Origin of the sequence: Streptomyces sp. NPDC098101, from assembly GCF_044760185.1 — a bacterium.
Classification (GTDB): domain Bacteria; phylum Actinomycetota; class Actinomycetes; order Streptomycetales; family Streptomycetaceae; genus Streptomyces.
In genome coordinates this window covers 1,216,131-1,231,718 of record NZ_JBIWAS010000002.1, presented here as the reverse complement: position 1 = coordinate 1,231,718, position 15,588 = coordinate 1,216,131, and the positions used below count along the sequence as shown (strand labels likewise).

The 15,588-nt window shown below is 74.4% G+C and carries 17 protein-coding genes and 1 riboswitch; of the genes, 7 read left to right on the top strand and 10 right to left on the bottom strand.

What is annotated here, in order from left to right:
- The first annotated feature begins 20 nt into the window (after positions 1-20).
- Complete coding sequence (locus ACIQVI_RS12575) at positions 21-1,811, top strand: glycoside hydrolase family 15 protein (RefSeq protein ID WP_403594416.1); 1,791 nt, start codon at positions 21-23, stop codon at positions 1,809-1,811.
- Between the two features lie 4 nt (positions 1,812-1,815).
- The gene (locus ACIQVI_RS12570; protein ID WP_351972954.1) at positions 1,816-2,571 is read left to right on the top strand and encodes an SDR family oxidoreductase; all 756 of its coding nucleotides are present in this window, start codon (positions 1,816-1,818) and stop codon (positions 2,569-2,571) included.
- A gap of 31 nt (positions 2,572-2,602) precedes the next feature.
- Here ACIQVI_RS12570 and amaP read toward each other — a convergent pair whose 3' ends face one another.
- The 5 genes from amaP to ACIQVI_RS12545 all read right to left on the bottom strand — a co-directional run bounded on the left by amaP (position 2,603) and on the right by ACIQVI_RS12545 (position 4,978).
- Complete coding sequence (gene amaP, locus ACIQVI_RS12565; RefSeq protein WP_403594411.1) at positions 2,603-3,190, bottom strand: alkaline shock response membrane anchor protein AmaP; 588 nt, start codon at positions 3,188-3,190, stop codon at positions 2,603-2,605.
- A 73-nt stretch (positions 3,191-3,263) separates the two neighbouring features.
- On the bottom strand, positions 3,264-3,878 hold the full coding sequence (locus ACIQVI_RS12560; RefSeq protein ID WP_403594408.1) for a DUF6286 domain-containing protein: 615 nt from the start codon (positions 3,876-3,878) through the stop codon (positions 3,264-3,266).
- The gene (locus tag ACIQVI_RS12555; RefSeq protein WP_403594405.1) at positions 3,875-4,252 is read right to left on the bottom strand and encodes an Asp23/Gls24 family envelope stress response protein; all 378 of its coding nucleotides are present in this window, start codon (positions 4,250-4,252) and stop codon (positions 3,875-3,877) included. The genes ACIQVI_RS12560 and ACIQVI_RS12555 overlap by 4 nt, the downstream gene beginning before the upstream one ends.
- 6 nt (positions 4,253-4,258) lie before the next feature.
- Positions 4,259-4,450 (bottom strand): hypothetical protein, encoded by a 192-nt coding sequence (locus tag ACIQVI_RS12550; RefSeq protein WP_121833471.1) that lies wholly within the window; start codon positions 4,448-4,450, stop codon positions 4,259-4,261.
- Between the two features lie 42 nt (positions 4,451-4,492).
- Positions 4,493-4,978 carry an Asp23/Gls24 family envelope stress response protein gene (locus ACIQVI_RS12545; RefSeq protein ID WP_351972957.1) on the bottom strand — a complete coding sequence of 162 codons (486 nt, stop codon included), beginning with the start codon at positions 4,976-4,978 and terminating at the stop codon, positions 4,493-4,495.
- 93 nt (positions 4,979-5,071) lie between these two features.
- Between ACIQVI_RS12545 and ACIQVI_RS12540 the strand changes: the two genes are divergently transcribed.
- Entirely contained in the window at positions 5,072-5,746 is a 675-nt protein-coding gene (locus ACIQVI_RS12540; protein ID WP_403594402.1) for a hypothetical protein, read from the top strand.
- 13 nt (positions 5,747-5,759) lie between these two features.
- Here the strand turns inward: ACIQVI_RS12540 and ACIQVI_RS12535 are convergent, their stop codons facing one another.
- The 3 genes from ACIQVI_RS12535 to ACIQVI_RS12525 form a co-directional block, all read right to left on the bottom strand.
- On the bottom strand, positions 5,760-6,560 hold the full coding sequence (locus ACIQVI_RS12535) for an enoyl-CoA hydratase/isomerase family protein (RefSeq protein ID WP_351972959.1): 801 nt from the start codon (positions 6,558-6,560) through the stop codon (positions 5,760-5,762).
- A 129-nt stretch (positions 6,561-6,689) separates the two neighbouring features.
- On the bottom strand, positions 6,690-6,911 hold the full coding sequence (locus tag ACIQVI_RS12530) for a helix-turn-helix domain-containing protein (RefSeq protein WP_006123601.1): 222 nt from the start codon (positions 6,909-6,911) through the stop codon (positions 6,690-6,692).
- 420 nt (positions 6,912-7,331) lie between these two features.
- Entirely contained in the window at positions 7,332-8,930 is a 1,599-nt protein-coding gene (locus tag ACIQVI_RS12525) for an ABC-F family ATP-binding cassette domain-containing protein (protein WP_403594399.1), read from the bottom strand.
- 276 nt (positions 8,931-9,206) lie between these two features.
- Here ACIQVI_RS12525 and ACIQVI_RS12520 point away from each other — a divergent pair, with 276 nt between their 5' ends.
- Both ACIQVI_RS12520 and ACIQVI_RS12515 read left to right on the top strand, forming a co-directional pair.
- A complete protein-coding gene (locus ACIQVI_RS12520) occupies positions 9,207-10,097 on the top strand; it encodes a neutral zinc metallopeptidase (RefSeq protein WP_403594396.1) in 891 nt (296 codons plus the stop codon).
- Between the two features lie 68 nt (positions 10,098-10,165).
- Positions 10,166-10,567, top strand: coding sequence for a VOC family protein (locus ACIQVI_RS12515; protein ID WP_403594393.1), 402 nt, complete (start codon positions 10,166-10,168; stop codon positions 10,565-10,567).
- 52 nt (positions 10,568-10,619) lie between these two features.
- On the opposite strand, the gene ACIQVI_RS12510 is transcribed toward ACIQVI_RS12515, so the two are convergent.
- Together ACIQVI_RS12510 and ACIQVI_RS12505 are read right to left on the bottom strand one after the other, a co-directional pair.
- The gene (locus tag ACIQVI_RS12510) at positions 10,620-12,029 is read right to left on the bottom strand and encodes a hypothetical protein (protein ID WP_403594390.1); all 1,410 of its coding nucleotides are present in this window, start codon (positions 12,027-12,029) and stop codon (positions 10,620-10,622) included.
- A gap of 278 nt (positions 12,030-12,307) precedes the next feature.
- Positions 12,308-13,435 carry a hypothetical protein gene (locus tag ACIQVI_RS12505; protein WP_351973605.1) on the bottom strand — a complete coding sequence of 376 codons (1,128 nt, stop codon included), beginning with the start codon at positions 13,433-13,435 and terminating at the stop codon, positions 12,308-12,310.
- Positions 13,436-13,826: 391 nt separating this feature from the next.
- On the opposite strand from ACIQVI_RS12505, the gene ACIQVI_RS12500 reads away from it, so the two are divergent.
- Together ACIQVI_RS12500 and ACIQVI_RS12495 are read left to right on the top strand one after the other, a co-directional pair.
- Positions 13,827-15,095: an inorganic phosphate transporter gene (locus ACIQVI_RS12500; RefSeq protein ID WP_351973606.1), complete on the top strand. Its 1,269-nt coding sequence runs from the start codon at positions 13,827-13,829 to the stop codon at positions 15,093-15,095.
- Positions 15,096-15,107: 12 nt separating this feature from the next.
- Positions 15,108-15,329: a hypothetical protein gene (locus tag ACIQVI_RS12495; protein WP_403594386.1), complete on the top strand. Its 222-nt coding sequence runs from the start codon at positions 15,108-15,110 to the stop codon at positions 15,327-15,329.
- Between the two features lie 158 nt (positions 15,330-15,487).
- A riboswitch (cobalamin riboswitch) is annotated at positions 15,488-15,562 on the top strand.
- Positions 15,563-15,588: the final 26 nt, after the last annotated feature.

The window sequence follows — 15,588 nt, the reverse complement described above, 5'->3', positions numbered from 1 at the left end:
CTTCCGGGAACAGCCCGAGCGTGACGCAACACATCGACGACTACGCCCTCATCGGCGATCTCCAGACCGCCGCGCTCGTCGGCCGTGACGGATCGGTCGACTGGCTGTGTCTGCCCCGGTTCGACTCGGCCGCCTGCTTCGCCGCCGTCCTCGGCGACGAGGAGAACGGGCACTGGCGGATCGCCCCCAAGGGCGCCACGACCTGCACCTCCCGCCGCTACGCCGAGGACTCCCTCGTCCTGGAGACCTCCTGGGAGACCCGTACCGGCACCGTCAAGGTCATCGACTTCATGCCGCAGCGGGACGCCTACCCCGACGTGATGCGGATCGTCGAGGGGGTCAGCGGCAGCGTCGAGATGAGCGCCGTCCTGCGGCTGCGCTTCGACTACGGCTCGATCGTGCCCTGGATGCGCAGGGCGGACGGCCACCGGGTGGCGGTCGCCGGGCCCGACGCGGTCTGGCTGCGCAGCGAACCGCACGTGAAGACCTGGGGCCAGCAGTTCTCCACCTGCTCCTCCTTCACCGTCGCCGCCGGCGAGAAGGTGGCCTTCGTGCTGACCTGGCACCCCTCGCACGAGCCGCGCCCCGACCTGATCGACCCCTTCGAGGCGCTGGAGCAGTCGCTCGCGGACTGGCGGGAGTGGGCGGCCCGCTGCACCTACCGGGGACCCCACCGGGAGGCGGTGATGCGCTCCCTGATCACCCTGAAGGCGCTGACGTACGCACCCACCGGGGGGATCGTCGCCGCCCCCACCACCTCCCTGCCGGAGGAGGTCGGCGGCGTGCGGAACTGGGACTACCGCTCCTGCTGGCTGCGCGACTCCTCCCTCACCCTGGGCGCGCTGCTCGCCGCCGGATACGTGGAGGAGGCCGCCGCCTGGCGCGACTGGCTGCTGCGCTCGGTCGCGGGCGACCCGGCCGACCTCCAGATCATGTACGGCCCGGCCGGGGAGCGCCGGCTGCCCGAGACGACCCTGCCGTGGCTGCGGGGGTACGCCGACTCGGCGCCGGTGCGGACCGGGAACGCGGCCGTGGACCAGTTCCAGCTCGACGTGTACGGCGAGGTCATGGACTCGCTCAACCGGGCGCGGGAGGCCGGGATCCCGGCGGAGCGGCACGCCTGGAACCTCCAGCTGAGCCTGCTGGGCTTCCTGGAGTCGACCTGGCGGGAGCCCGACGAGGGGCTGTGGGAGGTGCGCGGGCCGCGCCGCCACTTCACCCATTCGAAGGTGATGGCCTGGGTGGCCGCCGACCGGGCCGTGCGCACCCTGGAGGCCGACCCGTCGCTGCCGGGGGACGCGGCCCGCTGGCGGGCCATGCGGGACGACATCCACGCCCAGGTGTGCGACAAGGCGTACGACCCCGTGCGGAACACCTTCACCCAGTCGTACGGCTCGCGGGAGCTGGACGCCGCCACCCTGCTCATCCCCCAGGTGGGCTTCCTGCTGCCGGACGACCCCCGGGTGGTGGGCACGGTGGACGCGGTCATGACGGAGCTGATGCACGACGGGTACGTGCGCCGCTACAGCGCCGACTCGACGGCGGTGGACGGCCTGCCGGGGCAGGAGGGGACCTTCCTGGTCTGCTCGTTCTGGCTGGCGGACGCCCTGCGGATGACCGGGCGGCCCAGGGAGGCGCGGGCGCTCTTCGAGCGGCTCGTCGCGCTCGCCAACGACGTGGGGCTCCTCGCGGAGGAGTACGACCCGGCGACCGGCCGCCAGCTCGGCAACTTCCCGCAGGCCTTCAGCCACATCGGCCTGGTGGGCACGGCGCTCGCGCTGGCAGCGGACGAGCCGGACCCGGCAGGATAGGGCCATGGATCTTGGACTGAAGGACCGTGTGTACGTGGTGACCGGCGCGACGCGGGGGCTCGGCCGTGCCTCGGCGGAGGCGCTGCTCGCGGAGGGCGCCAAGGTGCTGGTGACCGGGCGCGAGGAGAAGACGGTCGCGGAGGCCGTGGAGGCGCTGGGCCCGGGCGCGGCCGGGATCGCGGCCGACAACACCGACCCGGGGACCCCGGCCCGGCTGATCGCGGAGGCGCGGTCCCGGTTCGGCGGCTTCGACGGCGTCCTGATCAGCGTCGGCGGTCCGGCGCCCGGCTTCGCCGCGGACAACACCGACGAGCAGTGGGCCGCCGCCTTCGACACCGTCTTCCTGGGGGCGGTGCGGCTGGCCCGCGCGGCGGCCGAGACGCTCGGGGAGGGCGGGGTGATCGGCTTCGTCCTGTCCGCGTCGGTCCACGAGCCGATCGCCGGCCTGACCCTCTCCAACGGGCTGCGCCCGGGGCTCGCGGGCTTCGCGAAGTCCCTCGCCAACGACCTGGGGCCGCGCGGGGTGCGGGTCGTCGGGCTGCTGCCGAGCCGGATCGACACGGACCGGGTGCGTTCCCTGGACGCGCTGTCCGGGGACGCGGACGCGACCCGGGCGGCGAACGAGGCGACGATCCCGCTGCGCCGGTACGGCACGCCGGAGGAGTTCGGGCGGACGGCGGCCTTCCTGCTGTCGCCGGCCGCCTCGTACCTGACGGGTGTGATGCTGCCGGTGGACGGCGGGGCCCGCAGCGGCTTCTGAGCCGCCCGGTCCGCCCGCCCGTCAGTTGACCTCAGTTGACCCGGCGGGCGCGGTGCTTCACCGCGCGCAGGCGGGCCTCGGTGGGCAGCGAGGGCAGGCCGGTCGCGGTGCGGGCGTTGGCGAGGGCCTGGGAGCCGAGGGTGGCGAGGGCGTCGGCCGGGGCCGCGTACGGCTCCAGCTGGAGCTTCACCCGGGCGCGGGGGGCGGTGCGGCGGCCGGTGAGGGAGACCCTGGCCCGGTCCACGCCGTCCTGGGAGGCGGCGTCGGCCTCCAGGACGCCCTCCAGGGCCCGGCCGCGCAGGACCGCCTCGTCGCCGTCGCCGCTGTCGACGGCGACCTCGGCGAGCCGGGCCCGGCGGAACTGGGCGATCAGCCACCACAGGGCGAGCAGGACGAGCACGCCGAGGACGGCGATGACCACCGGCCACCACCAGCCCTCGTCCCGCCAGCGCTGCCGGTCGGCGGTGGTCAGCAGGACGTCGGAGGGGCCCGACCAGGGCCACCAGGACGGTACGGACAGGCCGGCCGCGGCGGCGAGGACGGAGCCGCCGAGGACGACGAGGACCAGCCCGGCCAGACCGAGCAGGAAGCGGTTGACGCGGCGCAGGACGACGGTCACCTGCGGGCTCCTTCCGGGGGCGCGGGGGACGTGGCGCGGGGCGGGGTCTTCTCGCGGGGCGTCATCGGGCCGCTCATCCCTTCCGGGGCGGCCGGGCCACCCGTACCTTCGGCGCGGGCGGGCGGGCGAGGCCGAGTTCGTCGACGCCGGTGGTGACCGCCCGCTCCAGGTCGGCCCGGACCTCGTCGAGGTCCCGGAAGTGCGAGACCGCCCGGACGGCGGCCTTGGAGCGGCGGACGCGGACCTTCGCGGACTGCACGCCGGAGACCTCCATGGCGCGGTCCCGCAGGATGAGGGCCGCGGCCTTGCGGTCGAGTCCGGCCCGTACGTCGGGGTGGTCGCGGCGCATGGGGAGCACGGAGCGCAGCCCGGGGGTGAGGGCCAGGAGCAGCAGCCAGAGGCCGAGGAGGGCCGCGAGGGACGCTCCGGCGAGGACCCAGGTGGAGTCGAGCGGCTCGGTCGCGAGGCCCTCGGCCGTCTCCTTCCGCCAGGCCATGGCCGAGTGGTCGGCCCGTACGGCCGCCACGTCGTAGAGGAGCAGCCCGGCGCCACCGAGGACGACGGCGGCGAGCAGGGCGGCGGGAACGCGGCGCACCGCCCAGAAGCGGCGGGCGGGGGCCGCGGGGGCGGTGGTGCCGGGCTCCTCCTCCCGGGCGGGGGCGGGAGCGGGTGCCGGGGTGGTGGTCATGAGAGGCGGCCCCTCGGCGTGTCGTCGCGGGTGAGGGCGGAGTGGAGGCGTTCCACGTCGACGGTCACCTCGTGGACCTCCAGGCCGACGAGGTGTTCCACCCGGCTGCGGACCCTGCTGCGCACGGCGCCGCACTGGCGGCCGACGTCGGAGGGGTAGTCGAGTTCGAGGGTCACCGCGACGCGGGCGGCGTCCCGGTGGACGACGACCGAGGCGTGGGGCTTCGAGCCTCCCCTCGGGACGCGGTCGAGCGCCTCCCGGGCCGCCTGGGCGGCGATCTTCGCGACGACCCGGTCGGCGATGTCGGTCGCTCCCCGCCCGCGCACCGGGTCCCGCGCCGTGTCCGTCGGAGAGGCTGCAAGGTCCGTCGCCACCCCGCGTCACCGCCGCCGGTCGCCGCGATCGCGTCCCCGGAACAGGTCGCCGGGTTCGAGGTCCCCGTCGGCGAAGCGGCCGACCACGAAGCCGACCGCCCCGAGGGCCGCGACCAGTACGAACGCTCCGAAGCCGCCGAAGTATCCGGCGAAGCCGAGAGCCATGCCGGCCAACAGGCCGACCACCGCCATGCTCATTCCGAGTCCCTTTCCTGGCCCTGGCCGCCGGGGTTCCGGTGCCTACTGGAGTCGACGCTGGTCCTCGTCGTCGTCCTCGTCGTCCTCGTCGTCGGGCAGCTTCACGTCGCTGACCGCGATGTTGACCTCGACGACTTCGAGGCCGGTCATCCGCTCGACGGCGTTGACGACGTTCTCCCGGACGTTGCCCGCGACGTCGGAGATGGCGTAGCCGTACTCGACGACGATTTCCAGGTCGAGCGCGGTCTGCACCTCGCCGACCTCGGCCTTCACGCCCCGGGTGACGTTCGACTTGCCGCTGCCGCCGGGGACCCGGTCGCGCACGGCGCCGAAGGTGCGGGAGAGTCCGCTGCCCATGTCGTGGACGCCCTCGACGTCCCGCGCGGCGAGACCGGCGATCTTCTCGACCACGCCGTCGGCGATGGTCGTCTTGCCACGGGTGGCCGCGGGGCCGCCGCCCCGCTTGGTCACGGAGGTGCGGCGCGACTCGTCGGCCGAGGAGTCTCCGGTGTGGGTGGTGTCCGTCATCAGTTTTCGCCCCTTCTGGGATATTTCGGGGTTCCTCGCTCACATTAAGGGCGCTTTCCCATATCTGCTCCGTGAATGCGGCAGTCTGGGGGAATGACGACGGCTGAGGGTTGGACGACGGCGGTCCGGGACCGCCTGGCCCCGGGCAGACTGCTGCCCCTGGGCACGGCGGAGGACGGCGCCTGGATCACGGAACGGGCGGCACGGCGGGTCCTCGACGGGGCCGCCGCGGCGGTACGGGGGGTGGTGCCGGGCGCGATCCGGGTCGGCGCCGATCCGGACGGGGAGCAGGAGGCCGGGCCGTTCCCGGTGCCGCCGGGCGGGCTCGCGCCGGGGCCGCTGCGGATCGCAGCGGACTTCGGGGCAGTGGCGGGCCGGCCGCTGCCGGAGGTGTCCGAGGAGCTGCGGGCGGCCCTGCTCGGGGCGGCGGCGGACGGGATCGGGCTGCGGGTGACGGCCGTGGACCTGCGGGTGACGGAGCTGCTCGACGCGGCGCCGGAGGAGGAGCCGGCCGCTCCCCCGCCGGGGCGGCCCTCCCCGGCGACGGACGATCCGGTGGCCCTGGCGGTGCTGCGGGTCGAGGGGGTGGCGGGCGTGACGGACGCGCTGGGGCCGCCCGTGCGCCGGAGCGGGGACGCGGTGCGGGTCGAGCTGGCCGTGACGGCGGGCCGCCGCCCGCTGGACGTGGCCCGCGCGGCCCGGAGCGCCGCGACCGCGGCCGCCGGTGGGGCGACCGCGGTCACGGTGCTCGTGTCGGAGCTGCGCTGAAAGGGGTCGGGCGTCAGTCGCCGAGGCCCGCGAGGTCGCGCAGGCGGCGGCCCTGGGCGGCGCGCTCGGCGACGCGCTGCTCCTCGTAGGAGCGGCCGGAGACGCCCTGGAGGAGCGCCTTGGTCTCGTTGACCGCGTCGCGGGGCGCCGCGAGCAGGGCGGCGGCGAGGTCCCGTACGGCCGCGTCGAGCTGGTCGGCGGGCACGGCGAGGTTGGCGAGGCCGGTGCGCTCGGCCTCGTCGGCGTGCACGAAGCGTCCGGTGGCGCAGATCTCCAGGGCGCGGGCGTAGCCCACGAGGGAGACGAGGGGGTGCGTGCCGGTGAGGTCCGGGACGAGGCCCAGGCTGGTCTCGCGCATGGCGAACTGCACGTCCTCGGCGACGACCCGCAGGTCGCAGGCGAGGGCGAGCTGGAAGCCCGCGCCGATGGCGTGGCCCTGGACGGCCGCGATCGACACGAGGTCGCCGCGGCGCCACCAGGTGAACGCCTCCTGGTACTCGGCGATGACGGCGTCGAGGTCCTCGTCGGACCCCCGCGCCATGTCGAGGAAGGACGGCTCGCCGTCGAAGCCCTCGGGCGTGAACGCCTGCCGGTCGAGCCCGGCGGAGAAGGACTTGCCCTCGCCGCGCAGGATCACGACCCGCACGCTGCCCGGCAACGACCGTCCGGCTTCCGTCAACGCCCGCCACAGAGCGGGAGACTGGGCGTTGCGCTTCGCCGGATTGGTCAAGGTCACCGTGGCAACGGCGTCCTCGACGGTGAGCCGTACACCGTCCTTGTCGAATACGGGCTCAGAGTCGTCGAGCGTGGTCATGGGGCGCCTCCGGTTCCGGTGCAGCACTGCATCCGATGCTAAGTGACTGCACAGTAACCACCTGGCCGACCGCGGAGCCGACCGGGTGGCCACCGGGAGACCCGGTGGCCCGGTGGGGGCCGCCCCGTGTCAGGCCGAGGCCGCCTTCTTGCCCCGGGTCGCCCCGCCGCGTCCGCGCAGCGTGACTCCGGATTCGCTGAGCATCCGGTGGACGAATCCGTAGGAGCGGCCGGTTTCCTCGGCCAGCGCCCGGATGCTCGCACCGGAGTCGTACTTCTTCTTCAGGTCTGCCGCGAGCTTGTCGCGCGCGGCGCCGGTCACCCGGCTGCCCTTCTTCAGAGTCTCGGCCACCCGTGCCTCCTCATGGGAAGTGCGCTCTGGACTTCTCATGATCACCCCTCCCGTCCGTCCTGGCCACCCATTCGACAAGGTCCGTGCCGCTTCGTTGGTGGACGAGTGCGGCATCGCCATGAGCGGAAGCCTGGATTCCGGTCTTCGGGAAAGCCGCCTCCGCGCCGGGCGGAACGGGAAGTGCCAGGTCAGCGGGGCGCCGGGAACACGCGTGCGGCGCGGGCCTGCCGGAAGGATTCAGCAGGGCACCGCGCCGACGGGTACGAGACGTCCTCACTCAGATGATGGATCACCCATGAGCCGAATGATCCAGTCCGGAATGATCGTTTCGGGTCCGGATCGGGTCCGGAGCCGGTCCGGACCGGCTCCGGAAGGGGCTCCCGGGGGCTCCTCCGAGGCCCCGGGGAGCGCCCCGGCGGGTCAGGCCAGGGCCACCAGGTCCGCGTAGTCCGCGCCCCACAGGTCCTCGACGCCGTCCGGGAGCAGGATGATCCGCTCCGGGTCGAGCGCCTCCACGGCCCCCTCGTCGTGGGTGACGAGGACGACGGCGCCCTTGTACGTGCGCAGCGCGCCGAGGATCTCCTCGCGGCTGGCCGGGTCCAGGTTGTTGGTGGGCTCGTCGAGGAGCAGCACGTTCGCCGAGGAGACGACCAGGGTCGCCAGGGCGAGCCGGGTCTTCTCGCCGCCGGAGAGCACCCCGGCCGGCTTGTCGACGTCGTCGCCGGAGAAGAGGAACGAGCCCAGCGTCTTGCGCACGTCGACCAGGTCGAGGTCGGGCGCGGCCGAGCGCATGTTCTCCAGGACGGTCCGGTCCGGGTCGAGGGTCTCGTGCTCCTGGGCGTAGTACCCCAGCTTCAGGCCGTGGCCCGGGGTGACCTCGCCGGTGTCGGGCTGCTCGACCCCGCCGAGCAGGCGCAGCAGGGTCGTCTTGCCGGCGCCGTTGAGGCCGAGGATGACGACGCGCGAGCCCTTGTCGATGGCGAGGCTCACGTCGGTGAAGATCTCCAGGGAGCCGTACGACTTGGAGAGCCCCTCGGCCGTCAGCGGGGTCTTGCCGCAGGGCGAGGGCTCGGGGAAGCGCAGCTTGGCGACCTTGTCGGAGGCGCGCACCGCCTCCAGGCCGGAGAGCAGCCGCTCGGCGCGCTTGGCCATGTTCTGCGCGGCGACGGTCTTGGTGGCCTTGGCGCGCATCTTGTCGGCCTGCGAGTTGAGCGCGGCGGCCTTCTTCTCGGCGTTCTGGCGCTCGCGCTTGCGGCGCTTCTCGTCGGCCTCGCGCTGCTGCTGGTAGAGCTTCCAGCCCATGTTGTAGACGTCGATCGTGGAGCGGTTGGCGTCCAGGTAGAAGACCTTGTTGACCACGGTCTCGACCAGGTCGACGTCGTGGGAGATCACGATGAAGCCGCCGCGGTAGGTCTTCAGGTAGTCGCGCAGCCAGACGATGGAGTCGGCGTCGAGGTGGTTGGTGGGCTCGTCGAGCAGGAGCGTGTCGGCGTCCGAGAAGAGGATCCGGGCGAGCTCGACGCGGCGGCGCTGACCGCCGGAGAGGGTGTGCAGCGGCTGGCCCATGACCCGGTCGGGCAGGCCGAGGGCGGCGGCGATGGTGGAGGCCTCGGCCTCGGCCGCGTAACCGCCCTTGGTCAGGAACTCGGTCTCCTGGCGCTCGTACTGGCGCAGGGCCTTCTCGCGGGTGGCGCCGGAGCCGGTGGCGATGCGCTCCTCGTTCGCCCGCATCTTCTTGAGGAGGGTGTCCAGGCCCCGGGCGGAGAGGATGCGGTCGCGGGCCAGGACGTCGAGGTCGCCGGTGCGCGGGTCCTGCGGGAGGTAGCCGACCTCGCCGGAGCGGGTGATGGTGCCGCCCGCGGGCTGGCCCTCGCCGGCGAGGCACTTGGTGAGGGTGGTCTTGCCCGCTCCGTTGCGGCCGACCAGGCCGATGCGGTCGCCCTTGGCGACGCGGAAGGAAGCGGACTCGATGAGGACGCGGGCGCCGGCGCGCAGCTCGATGCCGGAAGCGGTGATCACGGACAGACTCCAGGGCGGTGGGGATACGGCGGAAGGACGGGGTGGAGGGCTTCGACGCCGCTAATGCACGGGGAGAATGGCCATACGGCCAGTCTAACGGGCCCCTGCAACTGGTTTTCGGCCACGCGGGGCGCCGGGCCGCGCCCCGGACCCCTCCCGCCCGCGTTCCGGTGGTCCCGCCGGCGCTTCGTAAAAGGGGCGGCGGGTAGGCGGTCGTCCGATACTCGGCGCAGGGCGGCGGCCACTGCCCGGCAGACACGCGGAGGGTGGTGGACCGTGCAGTTCGACGACGACGCCGACCTGGACACCTCGGAGGTCAAGGACGTCCGGAGCAGCCGCATCCCGGGCGGCGGGGCGACCATCGGCGGCGGGATCATCGGTTTCGTCGCGCTGATCCTGGGGCTGTTCTTCGGGGTCGGGCCGGAGCAGCTCGGGCTCTCCGAGGGCGGTGACGAACCGGCCGCGACCTCGTCCTCGGCGGCCCAGGTGAACCAGACCTGCCGGAAGGGCTCGGACGCCAACACGCGCGACGACTGCCGGATCGTGGCGGTCGTCAACAGCGTCCAGGACTACTGGCGGAGCGAGTACACCCGCCGGGGCGGCACCTACGCCACCGCGCCGACCGTGATGTTCACCCAGCGGGTCGGGACCGCGTGCGGCACGGCGACCTCGGCGGTCGGGCCGTTCTACTGCCCCGGCGACCGGCAGGTCTATCTGGACCTGGGCTTCTTCGAGGAGCTGCGGACCAAGTTCGGGGCGAGCGGCGGGCCCTTCGCCCAGGCGTACGTGGTGGCGCACGAGTACGGCCACCACGTCCAGAACCTGATGGGGACCCTGAGCCGGGCCCAGGACGGCCGGACCGGCGCGGACTCCAACGCGGTGCGGGTCGAGCTCCAGGCCGACTGCTACGCGGGCGTGTGGGCGCGGCACGCGACGACCACGCCCGACGAGAAGACCGGCAGGCAGCTGCTGACCACGCTGACCGACCAGGACATCAAGGACGGCCTGGACGCGGCGGCGGCGGTGGGCGACGACCGGATCCAGGAGCGGTTCCAGGGCCGGGTGACGCCGGAGAGCTGGACGCACGGCTCGGCGGCGCAGCGGCAGCAGTGGTTCTACGAGGGCTACCGGACCGGCGACATGGCCCGGTGCAACACCTTCCGCTGAGTTGTCAGTGGCGACTGCGAGACTGAGACCTGGATCACATACGGCCGATTCGAGAGGACGTGGTCGGGATGACCGGGGCACCCCACATCTGTCCGACGCTGCTGTACGAGGACGCGAAGGCGGCGATCGAGCTGCTCACGGAGGGCTTCGGCTTCACCGCGACCGGCGTGTACGAGGGCGAGGACGGGCGCGTCGCGCACGCCGAGCTGTCCTTCGGGAACGGCGTCGTGATGCTGGGCAGCAAGGGCACCGGGAGCGCCTTCGACAAGGCGATGGCCGGTGCCGGTCCGGCGGGCGTCTTCGTGCGCGTGGACGACGTGGACGAGCACCACGCGCGCGCGGTCGCGCACGGGGTGGAGGTCCTGACGCCGCCCGCGGACCAGGAGTACGGCGCCCGGGACTACATGGCCCGGGACGCCGAGGGGAACGTCTGGAGCTTCGGGACGTACGCGCCCGGCGGGGCGGAGTAGCCGGGGTCCGGCGCGGGGCGGACCGGGTGCCCGGTCCGTCCCGCGCCGGGCGTCACGCGCCCCCGGTGTGGACCTGGAAGGCGGCCCTGCGGACCGCCTTGGCCAGGGCCGGGTCCGGGTGGGCGGCGGCGAGGGCGACCAGGACCTGGACGGTACGGGGGTGGCCGACGGCCCGGACCTCGTCGAGCAGCGCGGGGACGGTGCCCTGCACGGCGGAGTCGAGGTGGCGGACCAGGAGCGCGGTCTCGCCGTGGTCGGCGACGGCCGCGGCGGTGTCCACCCAGAGCCAGGTGGCCTCCTCCCGGGTCAGCACCTCCTGGGCATCGTCGGGGTCGGCGCCCTCGTACTCCGCGAGCCAGAGCAGCGCGTAGGGGCGCAGCGAGGGCTCGGAGACGGTGGCCCGGACCCCGGCCTCGGCGGGGGCGCCGACGACCCGGAGCGCCTCGAAGGCGAGGCCGCGCAGCAGGGCGTCCTCGCCCCGGGCGACGGCGAGCAGCTCGGCCACCGCGCTGGAGAGGGTGCGGGCCGCGAGCCAGGCGCGGTACTCGTCGCGAGCCGGGCCCGGGGTGAGCCGGGCGCAGCCGCGGAGCATGTCCTCGGCGGACTGCTCGATGTTGCCCGCGGGGCTCTGCGCGGCGACGCAGATCTGCTCCAGCTTGACCCACACGGCCCAGTTGCCGAGCGGGGTCAGGGTGGCGTGGCGCTCGCCGGCGCCGGAGTCCAGGGTGAGCGCGCCGACGGCGGCCAGGCCCTCCAGGGCCCAGTCGAGGAGGGCGGGGAGCCCGTCGACGCCGCCCTCGGCGGGTGCCTCGGGGGCCTGTTCGGGCGCGGGGACCTCGCAGCGCTCGCCGCGGAGCTCCTCGACGCGCTGGCCGAGGAGGTCGAGGAGGGCGGGGACGAGGACCGGGCCCTGGGAGAGCTGGAGCAGGGAGAGCACCTGCGGGAGGGCCTCGACGACCTCGGCGACGGCGCCCGGGGCGACCCCCTCGGGGGCCGGGTGCACCAGGGACCAGGCGTCGAAGAGGGCGACCCAGCCGCGCAGCACGGCGGAGTCGTCGCGGTCCCAGGCGTGCAGCCGCCAGCCGGGGCGGACGGTGTCGCCGTGGAGCTCGACGAGGCCGGCGAGCCGGGCGCGGTCCCAGCCGGCCCGGACCTGGCCGGGCGTCAGGTCGAGGGCCGCGGCCGCCCGTTCCCGCGGGGGGACGGCGTCGGGGCCGGTGCGGGGGGTCTTCCCGGCCCCGCCGTCGACGGCCGCCCAGCGGGCGATCCGTACGGCGTCGGCGAGGACGTGCCGGGCCTGGCGGGCGAGTTCCGCGCGGGGCGGAGTGCCCTCGGGCGGCCGCGGCGCCGGCCGGGTGCGCCGGGTCGTCACGGCCCGTCGGGCGGTGGCCAGCGACCGTGGGCGGACGAGTCGGAGTCTGGAGTTGCGCGCCAATGGTTCATCGGGCTTTCGAGACGTCACGGGAGCAGTCTTCCCGCTGACGGCCCGAAAGCCCAATCGGAACCGGCCGCGCCGTCGGAACGGGGCTCGCGGAGGGCCCGCGAAGACGGTACGGAGGCCTGGCGGAGGCTTCCCGGAGACCTCGTGGAGACCGCGTGACGCCGCCCGGCGGGGTCTTCCGGCCGGTCCGGGAGTGCCCCGGGTCGGGGTGCCGGGAAACCCGGGCCGGCGCGGGGGTCCCGGGCCGGTGCCGGGCGGCCCTCGGAGCGGTGCCGGGCCGACCCGGCGCGGGGGGGGGCTCAGAGCAGGGGGGTCAGGAAGCGCCGCAGGGACTCCTCGTAGCGGAGGGGGTCCGGGTTCCACATCGCCGCGTGCGGGGCGTCCCGGACGGTCTGGAGGCTGATCAGGTCGGGGCGGCGGGCGGCGAGTTCGACGGAGGGCTCCCAGGGGGCGATCGTGTCCTCGGGGCCGTGGAAGAGGAGGGCCGGGGCGCGCAGGGCGCCGGGGGCCGAGGCGAGCTGGAGGAGGTCGCCGTGCGGGCCGGTCCTGCCCTGGGCGGCGCGGACGGCGAGCGGGACCAGGGGGCCGGGGACGTGCCGGGCCGACGCGAGGTTGCGGAGGGTGACCTCCCAGTCCAGGACCGGGGAGTCGAGGACGAGGCCGCCGATCCGGTCGCGGACCCCCGAGTCGGCGGCGGCGCGCAGGGCCATCGACGCCCCGGGCCCCCAGCCGTGCAGGACGACCTTGCGGGCGCCCCGGCGGACGGCGTAGCGCAGGGCCGCGTCGACGTCGCGCCACTCGGAGTCGCCGAGGTGGGCGAGGCCGTCCGGGGACGGGGGCGCGCCCTCGTCGCCCCGGTAGGCGGGGACGAGGACCGGGATCCGGTGCCGGTGGTAGAAGGGGACGAGGTTCAGCGGGTGCTCGCGGGTGGTGCCGAGGCCGTGCAGGGCGATCACCCAGGTGGTGCGCGGGGCGGGCACGAGCCAGGCGGGCAGCGGGCCGAGCTCGCCGGGGATCTCGACGTCCTCGTGGTCGAGCCCGAGGGCGCTCGTGGGCGTCCCCCGGTGGAGCGCGGGGGTGAGCCGGACGCGGGCGCCGGGCCCGGGGGTGCCGAGCTCGACCCGCTCCAGGCGCCGGACGGCGGTGTCGGCGGTGTGCGGGGCCCGGTCGAGGACGGGGCCGAGGACGGCGTGCAGGCCGGGGCCCTCCATGCCGTACGTGCCGGGGCGCAGCGAGGCGAGGCTGCGGGTGAGGGTGATCCGGTCGGGGCCCGTGGCGTGCACGGTCAGTCTCGGATCGCCGGGCAGGGGTCGTATCGACGACGCCTTGAGGGCGAGGTCGCTGGCGTACCGGCCGGCCGCGACCGCGGCCGCGCCGACACCGAACAGGGTGGTGACGGCCGCTGCCGTCGCTGTAGCCGGGCGCACACCCCCAGTGTCCGCAGGACGGGGCCGGGGTGCCACCGGAGGGTCGAACGGGGGCGAAAGGGGCGCGCGCCGGGGCCCGGCGGGACCGCTCGGGAGGGTGACGTGGCTCTCCCCGGCGGGGTCCCCCGGTCGGGTGGTCCGGTCCGGGGAGCGGAACGGGGCGGCGCGGGAGGAACCGGGGCAGGCCGCCGAGGGCCCGTGGGGCCCGGATTACCCGGGGTCGCAGGGTGCCCGCATCGTGGACACCCCTCCCCCGGACCCCCTCGGGAGGGCTAAGCGGAATCTCTTGACACCGGATAGGGACACCACGCCGCCCGCCCCAGTTCATCTTCCGTTCACCCAGGTTGCCTACGTTCGACCAGCCACTGACGTCGAACGATTGCCTGGGTAAATGGAACACATCACGCTGCTGCTCGCCATTGTGGTCGTGACAGCTCTCGTGTTCGATTTCACGAACGGTTTCCACGACACCGCCAACGCGATGGCCACGACCATCTCGACCGGTGCGCTCAAGCCCAAGACGGCGGTGGCCATGTCCGCCGTGCTCAACCTCGTCGGCGCGTTCCTGTCCGTGGAGGTCGCCAAGACGATCTCCGGCGGGATCATCAACGAAGAGGGCATCCGGACAGAGGTGATCTTCGCCGCGCTGGTCGGCGCCATCCTGTGGAACCTGCTGACGTGGCTGCTCGGACTCCCGTCCAGCTCCTCCCACGCGCTCTTCGGCGGCCTCATCGGCGCCGCGGTCATGTCGGCCGGCTGGTCGGCCGTGAACGGCTCCACGATCGTCACCAAGGTCCTCATCCCGGCCGTCGCCGCGCCGCTGGTCGCGGGTCTCGCCGCGATGGCCGCGACCAAGCTGACGTACAGGATCAAGGCCAACCCCGAGGCGAAGGCCACGGCCAAGGGCTACCGGGCCGGCCAGATCGCCTCCGCCGGTCTCGTCTCCCTCGCCCACGGCACCAACGACGCCCAGAAGACGATGGGCATCATCACCCTCGCCCTGGTCACCCAGGGCGTCGTCGCCCCCGGCTCGAACCCGCCCCTCTGGGTCGTCGTCTCCGCCGGCGTCGCGATCGCGCTCGGCACCTACCTGGGCGGCTGGCGCATCATCCGCACCATGGGCAAGGGCCTCACCGACCTCCAGCCGCAGCAGGGCTTCGCCGCCCAGACCAGCGCCGCGACGGTCATCCTGGCCTCCTCGCACCTCGGCTTCTCCCTCTCCACCACCCAGTCCTGCTCGGGTGCCGTGATGGGCGCCGGCCTCGGCCGCAAGGGCGGTGTCGTCCGCTGGTCGACCGCGACCCGGATGTTCGTCGCCTGGGGCCTGACCCTGCCCGCCGCGGGCCTGGTCGGCGCCGGCGCCGAGTTCCTCACCAAGCAGGGCCCCTGGGGCATCGCCGTCGTCGCGGTCCTCCTCGTGGCCGGTTCGGCCGTCATCTGGGCGCTCTCCCGCCGCAAGCCGGTCGACCACCACAACGTCACGGCCGACGACCCGCACGCCGAGGAGCCCGCGGGCGTGGTGACCACCGCCATCGCGGCCGTCACCCCGCCGCCGGCCGGCTCCGTCGCCGCCGTCACCGACGAGGACCTCAAGGCGACCATCCTCGCCCCGGCCCCCACCGACCCGACCGCTCCCCCGGCCCCGGCCGCGAAGGTCTAAGGAAAGAACCACATGAAGATCGACTGGGCAGCCCTCGGCTCCGTCTTCGGCGTCAGCCTCGTGGCCACCGTCGCCCTGGTGGGCCTCTTCACCCTCGGCATCGTCGGCCTCACCAAGCAGGAGGAGGCCGCCGCCCGGGGAGGCTCCGCCGCCCTGGCCCGCACCGGCGCCTACGCCTGCTTCGGCCTCTGCCTGGCCGCCGTGGCGTACGGCATCTACCTGATCGTCGCCTGACGGTCCCCGCTCCGCCGGCCGGGCGGTCCGCACCTTCGGGTACGGGCCGCCCGGCCCCTTTTCTGTGGCGCTCCGCACAGTGCGCCGCCGCAGGTCAAGGGCGGGTTGACGCCCGTTCTCGGGGCGTGGTGGACTGCCCGGGCCATTACGGCGGCAGCAGAGGAAGTCCGGTGCGAATCCGGCGCGGTCCCGCCACTGTGACCGGATCCGAGGGGTCCGGGAGTCAGGAACTCTCGCCGCCGGTCACGTCGATCCAGGG

Coding starts and splice junctions, on each gene's coding strand:
- ACIQVI_RS12570 (WP_351972954.1), top strand. CDS start 1,816: ATGGATCTTGGACTGAAGGACCGTGTGTACGTGGTGACCGGCGCGACG.
- ACIQVI_RS12560 (WP_403594408.1), bottom strand. CDS start 3,878: ATGACCACCACCCCGGCACCCGCTCCCGCCCCCGCCCGGGAGGAGGAG.
- ACIQVI_RS12550 (WP_121833471.1), bottom strand. CDS start 4,450: ATGAGCATGGCGGTGGTCGGCCTGTTGGCCGGCATGGCTCTCGGCTTC.
- ACIQVI_RS12545 (WP_351972957.1), bottom strand. CDS start 4,978: ATGACGGACACCACCCACACCGGAGACTCCTCGGCCGACGAGTCGCGC.
- ACIQVI_RS12540 (WP_403594402.1), top strand. CDS start 5,072: ATGACGACGGCTGAGGGTTGGACGACGGCGGTCCGGGACCGCCTGGCC.
- ACIQVI_RS12535 (WP_351972959.1), bottom strand. CDS start 6,560: ATGACCACGCTCGACGACTCTGAGCCCGTATTCGACAAGGACGGTGTA.
- ACIQVI_RS12515 (WP_403594393.1), top strand. CDS start 10,166: ATGACCGGGGCACCCCACATCTGTCCGACGCTGCTGTACGAGGACGCG.
- ACIQVI_RS12500 (WP_351973606.1), top strand. CDS start 13,827: ATGGAACACATCACGCTGCTGCTCGCCATTGTGGTCGTGACAGCTCTC.
- ACIQVI_RS12495 (WP_403594386.1), top strand. CDS start 15,108: ATGAAGATCGACTGGGCAGCCCTCGGCTCCGTCTTCGGCGTCAGCCTC.